Raw genomic sequence first — 14,654 nt, 5'->3', positions numbered from 1 at the left:
TGAACATAACCCGCTACTAAGAGATGCTTTTATTTAATTCTTTTATCACAAGATCTTTTATCTCTAGCGTGATTTTGTAGAAAAATTGCGTTTCTTCCAGTTCGGGTCTTAAAAAGTCGTGTGGATATCTACCGCGGACTGCAAAATCTTCCAGGTTTTTTAGATCTATCACGGTAAACGCTTCTTGATGGACAGAACAGCTTTGAATCAGTAAATCCAAATTATGGGTTCTGGGAAATTCTTCTTTTTTAAATATTAGGAAGGCTTTTAAATATTTCTCCACAGCCTGTTGGCAATGAAAACAAGCAACATCCAGTATCATGGGCTGGTGTTCAATAATTAATTGAGCAGCGATTAAATCATGCTCAGCCTTTTCAATCCATTGATTTAAGTGTGTTACTTCGGCCTCAGTCATAATTCTACAGCCTCCTTCATCGCATAATAGACGATATGCCCGGTTAAATTCTTTTTTTCATTTATTTCCTTCTCGCTTTCTAAAATAACATCGAATGGAGCTTTTAAGGAATGAACCAGCGCTTTTCTGATTTTACTTTCCCAATTCATTTTTACACGTGGCTCAAATGTATCGGAAGTAATAACCAGCAGATCATAATCACTTTCCTCATCGGCCTTGCCTGTTGCCCTGGAGCCAAATAACAGTACTTTGGAATCAGGCAAAAAAGACCTTACCGTAAATTTGATGGACTGAAGCGTTTGTTGGTAGTTCATTTAATATCAAATATACAAAATCGATTAAAAGATTGCAATGGATGGTTCAATGAGGCAAGTTAGGCTTTAAGGATACAGCAAATACTTCTTCCGCATTTCCTTGTAGGCTTTCAGCCCCGGCTCCCAGGTTTTGCGGATTTCATCGGCGGATAAGCCGGCTATGATCTGTTCTTTAAAAGCAGTAGTGCCAGCCAGTTTATCGATGCTGCCCATTTCCTTGCTTTGCTTGAAGTCGAAGAACTTTTCTTTGTAAGGATAGGCTTTGTACATTTCGATCATCCATTCAATATGCAACCGCTTGCTTTTGTGCAATGCAGCAACATCATATTTGCGCAGGTCGAGCCCATAACAGGTGTTGTTCATGTGTAAAGGTGTTTCCGCCATTCCCTTGATGCTGGTGGGGGTGAAAGAAAAAGAATACCCTTTCAAATCAGGGTTACCCAATACGGCGAAAGGAAAATAAGTGCCCCTTCCCTGGCTGATCACTGTTCCTTCAAACAGGCATAAAGTGGGGTAAAGTAGTATCGATTGTTGTGTATTGAGATTGGGAGATGGTTTTACAGGCAAAGTATATTCCATGTTGTGGTTGTAATTGGCCACAGGTATGATGCGGATATTGCATTGCAAATGATTGGGCAACCAGCCTTCACCGTTCACCATTTGGGCAAACTCGCCAATGGTTAGCCCGTGTGCAATAGGAATCGGAAACATGCCGATGCCCGATTTCAGCTTCATATCGAGTATGGGGCCGTCTATCAGGTAGCCATTGGGATTGGGCCTGTCCAGTATGAGCAACTCTTTATTGTTTTCTGCACAGGCTTCCATCAGCCTGGCCAATGCATTAATATTGGTGTAAAAACGGCAGCCGACATCCTGCAGATCATATACCATGATGTCTATATCGGCCATATCGGCTTTGCTGGGTTTGCTTTTGCCAGATCCATACAAAGAGATCAGCGGTATACCCGTAGCGGAATCTACTTCATCGGCCACATGGGCGCCAGCACTGGCATTGCCGCGAAAGCCATGCTCCGGACCAAACACTTTCACAATGTGAATGCCCAACTTCAATAAGCTGTCTACCAGGTGAACATTGTGCTTACCGATGACAGATGTAGGGTTTGCCAGTATGCCTACTCGTTTTCCTTTCAGATAAGGCAAATATTTTTCTGTTTGATCAGCCCCCGTTTTAATGCTAGCAGAAAGCTGCATTCCAGGCAAAATGATCGCTGCAGCCTTGGAGTTTAAAGAAGCTGTTAATAATACAAAAGCAAATAAAACAACATACACGAATCGCATAAAAAGTGATTAAGGTTTAAATATACAGATTTGCGGTTTATACCTGATTTGTGCAGGAGTTTGCGTTAACGGTTATTTTTTTCTGTTAATTACAATCGTACCGAACACAGGATGGGAAAGGAAAGAAAATAAGTTTCTAAATATGGAAACTATTGTTTAACTTTGTAAAATCTAAACTGTGAGGTATTTTGAAACGAGGTTTTTAGAGGAGGCATCTTCTTTTATCAATGGGTTGAATCCGAAGATCGTAAACAAGCTATTGTATAATATAGCATTAGCTGAGCAATCTAACGATCCACGGTTGTTTAAAAAACTTCACAACGATATTTGGGAAATACGTGTGAGGTATGCGTTGCAACAAGTCAGGCTGCTGGCATTTTGGGATAAAACAGATGCCAATAACACGTTGGTACTGGCAACGCATGGCTTTATAAAGAAAGTAGATAAAGTGCCAGCTAATGAGATTGCAAGGGTCTTGCGCATCAGGGAAAATTATTTCGAAGAAAAAAATACCTAAAGAGTATTCGATATGGAAAAAACAAAAATGAAATCGTATAGCCTGTCCGAGATGATAGACAAGCACGTAGGCAAACGTGGCACCAAAGCCAGGGGAGCTTTCGAGCACAAACTCAACATGGCTGTACTAAGCAGCATGATCAAAAAAGCGAGGAAAGAGCGCAATCTTACGCAGGAACAATTGGGAGAACTGGTAGGTGTTCAGAAAGCACAAATATCCAAGCTGGAAAACAACGCCAACAGCGCTACCATCGACACCATTCTTAGGATATTCCAGGCACTGCAAGCAGAGATACATTTCTCCGTTACGCTCGGGGGTAAACAATTGTCACTGGCATAATTTAAGAAAGAGACTGCGGTGGTCATGACACCAAAAGAAAAGCGGCTGTTCCAAAAGAACAACCGCTTTTCAATAAAAGGGAAATGCAATCAATTTAATTATCGTCTCCCAGGTTCAAAGGATAAGTATATGAGCCTTCAAAGCCAGGATAGAAGCCATCGAGGCGTATATTGCTGCCCTTGTATACGGACAACAGTTCTTTCAATTCATCGAGGTTCTTCACTTCTTTTCCGTTCACACCTGTGATCACAAATCCGTCCTGCATCCTGCTTTTTTTCAGGATACCATCGCCTACTTTTTTCACCAGTACGCCGCCCGCTATTTCATTGGCCTGCGCCACTTTCTTATCGAGGTTTTCCAGCGTGCCACCCAGTTTTTCTATGAGACTACTATTCTTCACCACATCCGTATTGCCGGCCTTGTTCTTCAAGGTAACACTGGCAGTATTTTCCTTGCCCCCGCGCTTGTAGGTGATGTTGATCTTGTCGCCGGGTTTGTAACGCGCTACCTGCTCCTGCAGTTCCGGACCATTGGTAACCGGAACGCCATTGATCTTGGTAACGATATCGCCTTTTTTCAGTCCCGCTATTGCTGCAGCGCCTCCTGCCGGAATTGCAGTAGCATACACGCCTTCGCCTTCTCTCAGTGAAACACCCAGCTCTTTTTCCAACTGCCGCTTGTCATCATCACTCATATTTTCTAGCGGAGCATATTGGATGCCGATATAAGCGCGCTGTACAGTGCCGAATTTCACGATATCGGTCACGATCTTCTTCACAATGTTTACTGGAATAGCATAAGAATATCCTGCATAAGAACCCGTAGGAGAAGCGATGGCCGAGTTGATGCCCACCAATTCACCAGCGGTATTGATGAGTGCGCCACCACTGTTGCCGGGATTAACGGCCGCATCGGTCTGGATAAATGACTCCACCGGTGTTTGGCTTTGACGGCCATTGATGCCGATGGACCTTGATTTGGCGCTTACAATACCGGCTGTTACCGTAACATCGAGCGTAAGCGGATAACCGATAGCCAGTACCCACTGACCCAGTTTCAATTCGTCGCTATTACCATATACCAGGTAAGGGAATCCCTTCCCTTCGATTTTGATAACGGCCAGATCGCTGCTGGGGTCGGCGCCGATCACAGAAGCTTTATAAGATTTTTTATTGGCAAGGGTTACATTGATCTCATCGGCTCCGTCGATCACGTGGTTATTGGTTACGATATAACCATCATCCGTAATCAACACACCACTACCGCTGGCCAGCTGCTCGGGTATCACCCTGGGACCTCCAAAGAAATCACCCAGATCATCACCAAACAGATCGGAGAAAGGATTACGCTGTTTGCGGTTGTTATTGTTCACCTGCCGGGCCTTTGTTTTTGTTTTGATATGCACAACGGCGGGTGTGCCTGTGGTAGCCGCAGGCGTAAAGTCTACGATGGCGCCATTATTACTGCCATTTCCGAAAAAGCCTGCATAGTTCACAGGTAATTTGCCAGCCTCCTGTACGCCTGCATGCTGGTGTTCCACGTATTTACCATATCCCCAAACACTAGCAACAGCAGTGCCTGCACTGATGGCTACAACGGCTAAAATGCTTTTAAAATTCATGTTCATGGTCTTTAAATTAATTCAGGTACGTCAAATGATATGCCTATTGGATAGCAAATAAACAAAGCTGTTTAATTGTCAGTACACCGGTCAACGCATTTAACAAATGTTTTACGGCGATCCTCGTAGATCCAGTGATTAAAGTTAGCAAATTTTACAGCGCCGTTAAGAACCGGAGGGTATCTACACCATCGGCATAATCGCCCAGGGAAGGGCGTTGCGCTTCGCCAAAAGCAAGGGCGCCATGCCCTACCACACATTGGATGTCGTTGTTATTTTTTAACCGGTCCCATACGGCTGCCGCATCGTTGTAATACTGGTAATGCACCTGGCTTACTGGCGAGAAAGGAGAGGTGTTTTCAGTCAAAATGACGGAATCATTGTTCATATAATACTTATTGCCCATGATGAGCAGCGCCAGGTGGTAATCGTAATTGTGCTTGTACTTATGGAAGTCAAGAAAATATTCATATTTTTTTAAAGTCGTCAGCAGGGGAATGAAATCATATTTTTCCGGTACATACAATTGCGTGATGTTCCGGCATCCGAGTCCGAAATACAGCTGTATATCTTCTGCCAGCGCTTCCAGTTCGGTCCTGGTTTCAGAACCGTCCAATACGGCTACGGAAGTCCGGTTGCGACGGATGATATGCGGATATTTACCGAAATAATATTCGAAATAACGTCCCGAATTGTTGCTGCCCGTAGCGATATAAGCGTCGCAACCCTTTAACTGCTCGGCAAAAGCTACCCGTTCGGCTACAGACGGCTCCCATTGACTGAGCTGTTCCACCAGGTGCCTGATCAGGACTTCGTCCTTAGAAGAAGCTTTGATCAATACAGAATGGCCGCTCAGGAAAACGCAGAGAAAATCATGAAAGCCTACCAGGGGAATATTACCTGCCATGACCAATCCTACTGTTTGCACTTTTGCAGGCGTATCCGGCAGGTTATATGACCCCACCCAAGCCTCCAGCAGGGGTGCCTGTAAGAACCGGGTACAGATACTATCGACCGACCGGTTGATGAATTCCGGGATGAACCAGGCATTTTCGCGGTAAGCCCTTGCTTTGGTGTTCTCCCATCCGGCATCCGTTCCCTGCATGTAGACACCCAATCTGGCCATCAGCTGAATTCGTTCTTGTAAAGTCATTTGTCAACCGTATTTTTGGAACTGCAAATGTAAAATCACTAATCCAACAAACTCTTTTTTTGTATGGCAATCAAAATAACAGAAGAATGTATCAACTGCGGCGCCTGTGAGCCCGAATGTCCGAATAACGCAATCTACGAGGGTGGGGTGGAATGGGCCATTGCCGATGGAACCACTGTTAAAGGCGAATTTACCCTGATGGACGGCTCGGTTGTAGAAGCTGATAAGCGTTTTGAACCCATCAGCGTAGATACTTACTATATAACTCCCAATAAATGCACCGAATGCCAGGGTTTCCATGAAGAACCCCAGTGTGCAGCCGTATGTCCGGTTGACTGCTGTGTACCTGATGAAATGTACCGCGAAACAGTAGACGAACTGCTGGCCAAGAAGGAAAAAATGCACATCTAATGCACAGGCGCCTGTGCTAAACTTTAGCAGGAAAATACTTGCAAAAGCGCGTGGATTTACTTAGCTTAGTCCTAATTAATTGTTGCCATTCAAAGAGACAACAACTTGTAACGGCGGGTGATATTTCCTGCCAACGTGAGGTGAAGAGACGGGGAGTTTCTTCACCTTTTTTTATCATCCTCATCCCTATATTTGCCTACATGTTCGTCATCCTGAGCGTGCGAAGCGAGTTGAAGGATCTGCCGAACCTTCAGTGAGATCCCCCGGTTGCACTCGGGATGACGTTAAAAACAAGGAAATGAAAAAAAAGATAGCCCTGGTAACAGGAGGCTTGAGCAACGAAGCACAGATCAGTTATAAAAGCGCTATCACCGTTGGCAACAATGTAGACAGAGAGCGGTTCGATGTGTACCGGATCGATATCAATGCCACCGGCTGGTGGTATGAACCTGTGCAGGGAGAAAAATCGAAAGTCAACCGCGACGATTTCTCAGTTACTGATAACGGCAAGAAGATCAATTTCGATGCGATATTGCTTTGCATTCATGGTACGCCGGGAGAAGATGGCAAGTTGCAGGGATATTTCGATATGCTAGGGTTGTCTTATACCAGTTGCGATGCGGCTACTTCAGCGCTTACTTTCAACAAAAGATATACAGTGGCTGTTGCAGCATTCGGGGGCATACATGTTGCACACTCCAAACATATTTTCAGGCATACCCCCGTATCCTCCGAAGCCATACTGACTGCCTTAAAACTACCTGTGTTCGTGAAACCCAACAACGGCGGCAGCAGCATCGGTATGAGTAAAGTGAGTGTGGCGGATGAGCTGGAAGCTGCGCTGCATAAGGCTTTCCGGGAAGACGACCAGGTGCTGGTAGAAGAATATATCAGCGGACGCGAGTTCACGATCGGTGTATTCAAGTCGAAAGGAAAGATCATGGTACTGCCTATTACGGAAGTGAGCACGCAAAACGAGTTCTTCGATTTTGAAGCGAAGTACCAGGGCAAAAGCGTTGAAACAACACCTGCGCTTATTGATGATGCAATGAAAACAAAACTGGAAGCGGCCGCTAAAAAAGTGTATGAGGTGTTGAACTGCCGCGGTGTGGTACGCATCGATTTTATTTACAACGAAGCACAGGGACAACCCTATATGCTGGAAGTGAATACGGTTCCGGGACAAAGTGAAGCCAGCATCATTCCTCAACAGGTGAAGACCATGGGATGGAACCTGAAAGATTTTTATTCTGCATTGATAGACGAAGTCCTTAATTAATAAGTAAGCATGAGCAACCTGGTTAAAAGAATTACTGGAAAATCCATTTGGGTAAACATACTCGCAGCGATCGGTATCCTCGTTGTATTACTGATCCTTTTTTTCAGTTCATTAGGATGGCTTACGGGCTATGGGAAAGTGGAGAAAGTGCCATCGGTAACAGGACAAAACGTGCTGGCCGCCCAACAGATACTGCAAGCCAAAGGATTTGATGTAGTGATACAGGATTCATTGTATATCGATAGCATTCCCAAACAAGCGGTGATCCGCCAATCTCCTGAGGCAGACGCTACCGTGAAATCCGGCCGCGCTGTTTATCTTACTGTCAACCGCAGCATTCCACCGCAGGTAGAAATGCCCAATATGGCAGGCTTTTCCATCAGAAGCGCGGAAATGTACCTGCGCAGCCTGGGATTGAAACTGGGTGAAGTGACCTACAAGCCTGATATAGCGCGTAACTCTGTGTTGGAACAGTATTACAACGGCGCCCAGATAACAGCCGGAACCAAGATACCGTTGGGCAGTACCATTAGCTTTGTACTGGGAAGCGGTGTAGGCGGCAGCGATATTCCTGTGCCCGACCTGGTAGGCATGACCTTGCTGGAAGCGCGTACTTACCTCGCTACGGTGAATGTGAACATTGGTTCTATTGTTGCTACCGATGCCGTCAAAGATTCAGCAGCAGCTTTTATAGTAAAGCAGTCGCCCACGGTTTTGTCTGATGTGCTGGGGCCAACAGGACAAAAAGTACCCAATAAGATCAGGCAGGGGCAGGTGATGGATATCTACATCAGTTCCATAGCGCCTGTAAGGGATTCAACAGCAGCGCAAACACCTGTGAATCATTAAACCAGGTTCACTTCCCGTTCAAGGTGAATACCGAATTCCTCTTGCACACTGTTGATGATATCGGTTGAAAGTTGCACTATTTCAGCGCCTGTGGCATTACCGTAATTCACCAATACGAGCGCTTGCCGTGCATGACAGCCCGCATCGCCTTTCCGGTAACCTTTCCAGCCGCATTGCTCTATCAGCCAACCGGCGGCAACTTTCGTTTGGCCTGCACCCGCAGGATAGCCAACAATTGCGGGGAATGATTGTTGCAATTGTTCAAACTGAAGAGTAGGAATAATGGGGTTTTTGAAAAAACTGCCGGCATTACCCGTCTCGGCAGGGTCTGGTAACTTGCTGCGCCTGATGTGTATTACTGCCTCTGAAATAGCTTTTATAGAGCGTTCCTGCACACCCATTTTTTCCAGTTCCTGTTCTATCGCCCCATAACTTGTATTGAACACCGGTTTTTTGCGTAAACGGAAAGTCACATTCAAAATGATGAACTGGTCTTTGTATTTGTTTTTGAAAACACTTTCGCGATAGCCGAATGAGCAGTCGGCAAGCGTAAAGGTTACCAGCTTTCGCTCTTCGCGATGAAAAGCTTCCAGCTCATGAAATACGTCTTTGATCTCCACACCATAGGCGCCGATGTTCTGCATGGGAGAAGCGCCCACATTACCGGGAATCAAACTGAGGTTTTCAACGCCGGCATAACCTTGCGCTATGCAATGCATCACAAACTGGTGCCAGTTCTCACCGGCAGCGGCTTTCACGTAAAAATAATTGTCATCTTCATCTATGAGACGGATGCCTTTGCATTCGTTTTTCAATACCCATCCATTAAAGTCGCCGGTGAAAAGAATATTGCTTCCGCCGCCGAGCACCAGCATTTGTTCATGACCGGCAGCACTAAGCAATTCCTCCAACACCATCACCGATTCAAAAGCAGCAAAATATTTTGCTTTCACGTCGATGGCAAAACTGTTGTATGGTTTGAGTGATAAGTGCTGGCTAATTTGCATGGAGATTAGGTTGGTATAATGATTTAAACAGGATCTGCATCGGGCTGTATCACAACCGCCCTGTATCTTTTATTGGATTGGATGATGACTGTTTGCTGATGAATTTCTTTTTTACACTGATGGATGAAGCGACTGTCTTTCGGCAGCTTGAGCAGTATTTCCCAAAGGTATTGATTGCGTATACGATCTACCACCGGTTGCGCAGGACCGGAAAGGTATTTGCCAAAATGGGTTTTCAATCCCTGCGCCATGATATGGGCGGCCTCTTCGGCAATATGTTTTTCCCTGTGTTTGAAAACCAGCCGGATCAGCCTGGTATAGGGCGGATAGTCGAACGCTTTCCTGTTATGCAATTCAAATTCAAAGAGCTCGGCATAACGATGGTCTTTCACGAATTGCAAAACCGGGTGCTGCAGATTGCTCACCTGTATCAGCACTTTCCCTTCATCGTCTTTGCGGCCGGCTCTTCCGCTCACCTGTTCCATCAACTGAAATGCTCGTTCATTGACCCTGAAATCGGTGAAGTTGAGGATGCCATCGGCATCAACAATGCACACCAGGTTCACGTGTTCAAAGTCCAGTCCCTTTACCACCATCTGTGTACCCACCAGCAGATCAATACGCTGCTGTTCAAATAATTTGATCAGCGCATCGTGATCGTGTTTGCCTTTAACGCTGTCGTAATCCATCCGGGCGGTCCTGGCTTCGGGAAATGTTTCGCCCAACAATTCTTCTACCTGTTCCGTACCAAAATTTTTCTGTGTGAAATGATGGTTGCCACAGGCCAGGCAGGTTTGTATCACCGGGTAAATGGTGCCGCAATAATGACAAACCAGTTGATTTCTTGTTTTGTGATACGTAAGCGTTACATCGCAATCGCGGCATTGCGGTATCCATCCGCAGGTATCGCATACCTGGTAAGGGGCATAGCCCCGCCTGTTCTGAAAAATAATGACCTGTTTCTTTGCGTCCAATGATGCCTGGATGGCATCGATGAGTGGTGGTGTAAATACAGGTTTTGGTTTGGCAGGATATTTTTTTATGTCGATGAGTTCAATCGCAGGCAGACCTGCATCGCCGAATCTTTCAGCAAGGGTTACCAGTCCGTATTTATCCTGCATGCAATTGAAATAACTTTCTACCGAAGGCGTAGCGCTTCCGAGTAATACCTTAGCGCCGAACAAGGATGCATAATAAATAGCGGTGTCTCTTGCATGATAGCGGGGTGCAGGTTCCTGTTGTTTATAAGAAGCATCGTGCTCTTCATCGGTAATGATCATACCCAGTTCCCTGAAAGGAAGAAAAAGAGCAGAGCGGGCGCCCAATACTACTTTGATATCGCCCGATTTTACTTTGTTCCATATCTCAACCCGTTCATTCGGATTGAATTTGGAATGATAAATGGCAATGTACCCGCCGAAATGTTTTTGCAGGCGGCGGATGGTTTGCGCAGTGAGTGCGATCTCCGGCAGCAGGTACAACACCTGTTTACCCTGCATGATCTGTTCTTCGATGAGTTTGATATAAATCTGTGTTTTACCGCTGGCTGTTACGCCATGCAATAAAGTAACCTGTTTGTGTTCCAGGGTTTCCCTGATGGCAGCGAGGGCTTTCTCTTGTGCAGGAGAAAGTGTGAAATCGATGGCGATATTCCTGGGCAAAGGACTGATACGATCAATGGCCCTTTTTTCGGCAACCAGGATATTTTTTTCCAGTAATCCTTTCAGTTGCGCATCAGAAGCGCCGGATTTTTTCAACAATTCTGCTTTGGTTACTTCCCCCGCTGTTTTTACGAGGTGCAGGTAAGCGAGCAGCAATTCCATTTGTTTGGGTGCACGGCTCCAGTTGTTTAGTAAATCTGCCAACTGATCTTCGTTCCGGTATGCGGCTGCCAGTGAAATATAGGTTTCAGTTTTGACTTTGTATTTCTGCTTCAATTCTTCCCACACATAACAGATATTCTTCTCTATGAGTTTTTTGATAACAGGATAAACAACAGCAGCATCCAGCAACTGTTGCACTTCGCTCAGCCGCAATTCTTTTTTGAGTTCCAGCGCTTCCGTAACCAGGTATTCGGCGTCGGAAAGATCAGAGGGAGCATAGCCTGCCGCTTCATTCCAGATAAGCACGCTCTCACTCGATAATTTCAGGTTGGCAGGAACGGCGGCCTGCATCACTTCTCCCTCGCTGCACATGTAATAATCCGCTACCCATTCCCACAACTGCAGTTGAGAAGTATAGAGCAGGGGCTCGGGGTCCAGCACGTTTAAAATGTCTTTGGGTTGAAAGGATTCCGGTTTAGATGGCAATACGCGTTTTACAATGCCGGCATATTTTTTATTCCTGCCCAGCACCACTTCCACACGTACGCCAGGTTGTACGGCATCCAGCAAATGCGGGGGTACCGACCAGGTGTAATTTTTGGGAAGGGCGAGTGGTATAATGACTTCTACAAACAAATCAACCTAATTTCTTCAAAAATAAGCTTTAAGCAGTTGGATAGTTGCGATAGCGTCTGAGTGCCGCTTCCATGGCATCGTATACTTGTTGTTTCAGAGACAGGATATCTCGCATGGTAAGTCCAGCTACAGGAATTTCTTCCAGGAAAACAACACGGCTTGGTCCCGGTGTGAGTTCAAAGATGCTGCGGTAATGCAGGCGGTCAACGGTATCTACCAGTAAAATGGGCTTGATAGGTGTAGCAGTTTCAATAGCGATGCGAAAAGCGCCATCGAAAAAATTTTTCAAAGGATTACCTGTTTCGTTGAAAGTGCCTTCAGGAAAAATAAAGATGGAAATGCCATGCCGTAATGCCGCTTTGAGCGCCCGAACACTCCTGGCCCTTGTTTCTGCATTGCTGCGGTTAACCAGGATCACAGCAGCGCGATAGATCCACCCGAATACCGGTATCCTTGTCATGTCAGCTTTACCCAATACCCTGATCGGTTGGTGAGCAATCAGTACCAGGGGCGGAATATCCATATAAGAAATATGGTTGGCCACGAAGATGTATTGCTTTTGCCAGTTATGTGGCGCTTCATAGATCTCCCGGTGTTGTACGCCAATGAGAAAGTACCAGATCTTTCCCCAGATCATGCAGAGTGCATAAATGATGTTACCACCGCGGATCTTTCCCAACAGTAATGCGAGCAATACCAACGGGAAAATAAGAAGCATCAGTATAATAAAAAGCAGGAGCGCATAAATACAATACAGGTATTGCAGGAGACGTAACAGTCTTTTCATTGGCCTAACTTAAGTAAAAACCAACAAAAAAGCCCGCCTTCGCTAAAGCTACGGCGGACTTGTCAGGTATTTAAAAAATATTGCGGAACGAATCAGGCAACATTTTTTATTTCTTTCTTAGCCAGTAACAGGGCGAATACGCCGATACAGGCAATAAGACCAATAACCAGTAATGTACCTTCATTGGTTACATCCAGGGTTGATTGTGCTGCTAACAAATTCATGGTTTGATTTTTTATTTGTAATAAAAGAACACCACAAAGTTGAACCAAAAAAGCACAACTTTTACATAGTGCGCCTGCACAGAATTGATGGGTTATGCAATATGAAAAATGATAATAAATGTTTTGGGCTGACTATCGGGCCTGTTTAAAACAGCAGATGGCCTGAGAAGTTTTTTTTGTTGAAAAAACCAAAACGAATGAGGGTGGGGTTAGCAAAAAAAGCGGGTTTGTACGGAAGCCTGTTTTTTCAAAAAAAAGTAAAAAATTTTTAAAAAATTTTCCACAAGGCTGCGTAAAGCCCGTAAAATGGGCTTTTTGGGGAAAAAGAAGGGGCACCATGCTAGGATGATGCCCCCTTTTTGCCTGTCATTTATCTCAAAAAATGTGGCCGTTTGTAAAGGCGGAATGATTAATCCTGCACATGATATGCAGAGCTGCCATGCTCAAACAAATCAAGACCGGGGCCTGTTTCCGCTTCAGGCTCTACACGTAATTTCCATGGATAGGGCAGCTTATTGACGATCAGCATGAGTACGATGGCTACCAAAAATGTAGCGATGGTTATGACTGCACTTCCGATCAATTGTGCTTTGAATACATCCCATCCACCACCATAGAACAATCCTTTTACGGGAGCAGAATTATCGGCTCCTGTGGGTCCGGTTGCACCATATTTACCACAGGCAAACAAGCCCAGTGACAGAGTACCCCAGATACCGGCAATGCCATGCACCGGAACGGCGCCAACAGGATCATCGATACGAAGTTGTTCTAGTAAAAGGGTTCCGTAGTAAACTACTGCACCTGCAATAAGACCGATAAAAATGGCGCCGAGGGGAGATACCCAATAGCAGGGGCAGGTAATGGCAACAAGACCAGCGAGCAAACCATTGATGGTGAAAGGAAGGTCGTATTTGCCTTTGTTAGGGCCAAAGTACAAGGGTAGCAGCATGGCTGTTAATGAACCTGCGCAAGCCGCAAGGGTGGTATTGGTTGCAATACGACCGATACCATCGGCATCCATACCAGATAAAGTACTACCGGGGTTAAAACCATACCAGCCGAACCAGAGAATGAATGCACCCACAGCAGCTAATGGAAGGCTGTGTGCAGGAGGCAGGCCTCCTTTTTCTTTGTCGTCTCTTTTAAAAATGCGACCGATACGCGGACCCAATACCAGTGCACCAGCCAATGAGATCACACCACCGATGGTATGCACTACGGTTGAGCCTGCAAAATCGCGGAATCCCTGACCCAATGAGGGTAAGAAATTACCAGTGCTGCCCATCATTGCCAGCCAGCCATCGGGGCCCCATGCCCAGTGACCAATGATGGGATAGATGAAACCGGTTACGCCAATGCTGTAGAGGATATCGCCCCTGAAGCTGGTGCGGCCGATCATCGCGCCTGAAGTAATGGTAGAAGTGGTATCGGCGAATGCAAACTGGAATATCCAGTGTGCGAGGATGGGTACGCCCGTGGTTTCATAAGTGGCCGGAACGCCCGACAGGAAGAACCAGTTCTTCCCTATAAAACCATTACCATGACTGAACATGAAAGCATAACCAATGGCCCAGAAGAGGATACCGCAAATAGCAGTATCGAAAATACATTCGAGTAACACATTGACGGTCTCTTTGGTTCTTGCAAAACCGGCTTCGAGCATTACGAAACCAGCCTGCATACCAAATACCAGGAATGCTGCCACCAGTGTCCACACGGTGTTGATCGAATTCATGATAGACGTTTCGTGGGCCGAATATGTTTCCGCTGCTTTGGCAGGTGTTGCCAGTATGCCCGGTAAAACTTTCATAACGGCAAGCACGACCAATAAGCCGAGGATCTTTCCGGCGAAAAGGGTGATTCCAATTCTCCATCGATCGGCTTTTGAAAGTGTGAGTGTGGCGGGGGAAGCATTAGGTTTCCTTTTGCCCAGTTGCTTTAGCGTAGATAATGTGCTTGAAAACATGGCGTAGGGGT

General features: G+C 45.8%; 15 protein-coding genes. 5 read left to right on the top strand and 10 right to left on the bottom strand.

The window, feature by feature from the left end; all coding sequences use genetic code 11:
- Positions 1–16 precede the first annotated feature (16 nt).
- The 3 genes from BLU98_RS01255 to BLU98_RS01245 form a co-directional block, all read right to left on the bottom strand.
- Positions 17–415 carry a HEPN domain-containing protein gene (locus BLU98_RS01255; protein ID WP_092721426.1) on the bottom strand — a complete coding sequence of 133 codons (399 nt, stop codon included), beginning with the start codon at positions 413–415 and terminating at the stop codon, positions 17–19.
- Complete coding sequence (locus tag BLU98_RS01250) at positions 412–729, bottom strand: nucleotidyltransferase domain-containing protein (protein ID WP_092721425.1); 318 nt, start codon at positions 727–729, stop codon at positions 412–414. The genes BLU98_RS01255 and BLU98_RS01250 overlap by 4 nt, the downstream gene beginning before the upstream one ends.
- A 66-nt stretch (positions 730–795) precedes the next feature.
- On the bottom strand, positions 796–1,941 hold the full coding sequence (locus BLU98_RS01245) for an exo-beta-N-acetylmuramidase NamZ family protein (protein WP_257574624.1): 1,146 nt from the start codon (positions 1,939–1,941) through the stop codon (positions 796–798).
- Positions 1,942–2,206: 265 nt separating this feature from the next.
- Between BLU98_RS01245 and BLU98_RS01240 the strand changes: the two genes are divergently transcribed.
- Positions 2,207–2,545, top strand: coding sequence for a type II toxin-antitoxin system RelE/ParE family toxin (locus tag BLU98_RS01240; protein WP_092721423.1), 339 nt, complete (start codon positions 2,207–2,209; stop codon positions 2,543–2,545).
- Between the two features lie 12 nt (positions 2,546–2,557).
- On the top strand, positions 2,558–2,884 hold the full coding sequence (locus BLU98_RS01235) for a helix-turn-helix domain-containing protein (RefSeq protein ID WP_092721422.1): 327 nt from the start codon (positions 2,558–2,560) through the stop codon (positions 2,882–2,884).
- Between the two features lie 94 nt (positions 2,885–2,978).
- On the opposite strand, the gene BLU98_RS01230 is transcribed toward BLU98_RS01235, so the two are convergent.
- Both BLU98_RS01230 and BLU98_RS01225 read right to left on the bottom strand, forming a co-directional pair.
- Positions 2,979–4,511, bottom strand: a complete 1,533-nt coding sequence (locus BLU98_RS01230) for a trypsin-like peptidase domain-containing protein (protein ID WP_257574623.1) — start codon at positions 4,509–4,511, stop codon at positions 2,979–2,981.
- 148 nt (positions 4,512–4,659) lie between these two features.
- Positions 4,660–5,658: an acyl-CoA reductase gene (locus tag BLU98_RS01225; protein WP_092721420.1), complete on the bottom strand. Its 999-nt coding sequence runs from the start codon at positions 5,656–5,658 to the stop codon at positions 4,660–4,662.
- A 63-nt stretch (positions 5,659–5,721) separates the two neighbouring features.
- Between BLU98_RS01225 and BLU98_RS01220 the strand changes: the two genes are divergently transcribed.
- The 3 genes from BLU98_RS01220 (at position 5,722) to BLU98_RS01210 (ending at position 8,197) form a co-directional block, all read left to right on the top strand.
- Positions 5,722–6,069 carry a 4Fe-4S dicluster domain-containing protein gene (locus tag BLU98_RS01220; protein WP_026769684.1) on the top strand — a complete coding sequence of 116 codons (348 nt, stop codon included), beginning with the start codon at positions 5,722–5,724 and terminating at the stop codon, positions 6,067–6,069.
- A gap of 298 nt (positions 6,070–6,367) precedes the next feature.
- A complete protein-coding gene (locus BLU98_RS01215) occupies positions 6,368–7,348 on the top strand; it encodes a D-alanine--D-alanine ligase (protein WP_092721419.1) in 981 nt (326 codons plus the stop codon).
- A 9-nt stretch (positions 7,349–7,357) separates the two neighbouring features.
- Complete coding sequence (locus BLU98_RS01210; protein ID WP_092721418.1) at positions 7,358–8,197, top strand: PASTA domain-containing protein; 840 nt, start codon at positions 7,358–7,360, stop codon at positions 8,195–8,197.
- On the opposite strand, the gene murB is transcribed toward BLU98_RS01210, so the two are convergent.
- The 5 genes from murB to BLU98_RS01185 all read right to left on the bottom strand — a co-directional run bounded on the left by murB (position 8,194) and on the right by BLU98_RS01185 (position 14,643).
- Positions 8,194–9,204, bottom strand: coding sequence for a UDP-N-acetylmuramate dehydrogenase (murB, locus tag BLU98_RS01205; RefSeq protein ID WP_092721417.1), 1,011 nt, complete (start codon positions 9,202–9,204; stop codon positions 8,194–8,196). The two genes, BLU98_RS01210 and murB, sit on opposite strands and share 4 nt — an antisense overlap.
- 23 nt (positions 9,205–9,227) lie before the next feature.
- Positions 9,228–11,663 (bottom strand): replication restart helicase PriA, encoded by a 2,436-nt coding sequence (gene priA / locus BLU98_RS01200; protein WP_092721416.1) that lies wholly within the window; start codon positions 11,661–11,663, stop codon positions 9,228–9,230.
- A gap of 28 nt (positions 11,664–11,691) precedes the next feature.
- Positions 11,692–12,450, bottom strand: a complete 759-nt coding sequence (locus BLU98_RS01195) for a lysophospholipid acyltransferase family protein (protein WP_092721415.1) — start codon at positions 12,448–12,450, stop codon at positions 11,692–11,694.
- A 92-nt stretch (positions 12,451–12,542) separates the two neighbouring features.
- Complete coding sequence (locus tag BLU98_RS17635; protein WP_257574622.1) at positions 12,543–12,674, bottom strand: hypothetical protein; 132 nt, start codon at positions 12,672–12,674, stop codon at positions 12,543–12,545.
- Between the two features lie 409 nt (positions 12,675–13,083).
- Positions 13,084–14,643: an ammonium transporter gene (locus tag BLU98_RS01185; protein WP_092721413.1), complete on the bottom strand. Its 1,560-nt coding sequence runs from the start codon at positions 14,641–14,643 to the stop codon at positions 13,084–13,086.
- Between the last annotated feature and the right edge of the window lie 11 nt (positions 14,644–14,654).

The sequence above is a fragment of the Hydrobacter penzbergensis genome (assembly GCF_900106985.1).
Lineage (GTDB): Bacteria > Bacteroidota > Bacteroidia > Chitinophagales > Chitinophagaceae > Sediminibacterium > Sediminibacterium magnilacihabitans.
This window is presented reverse-complemented; position numbering and strand designations above follow the sequence as displayed.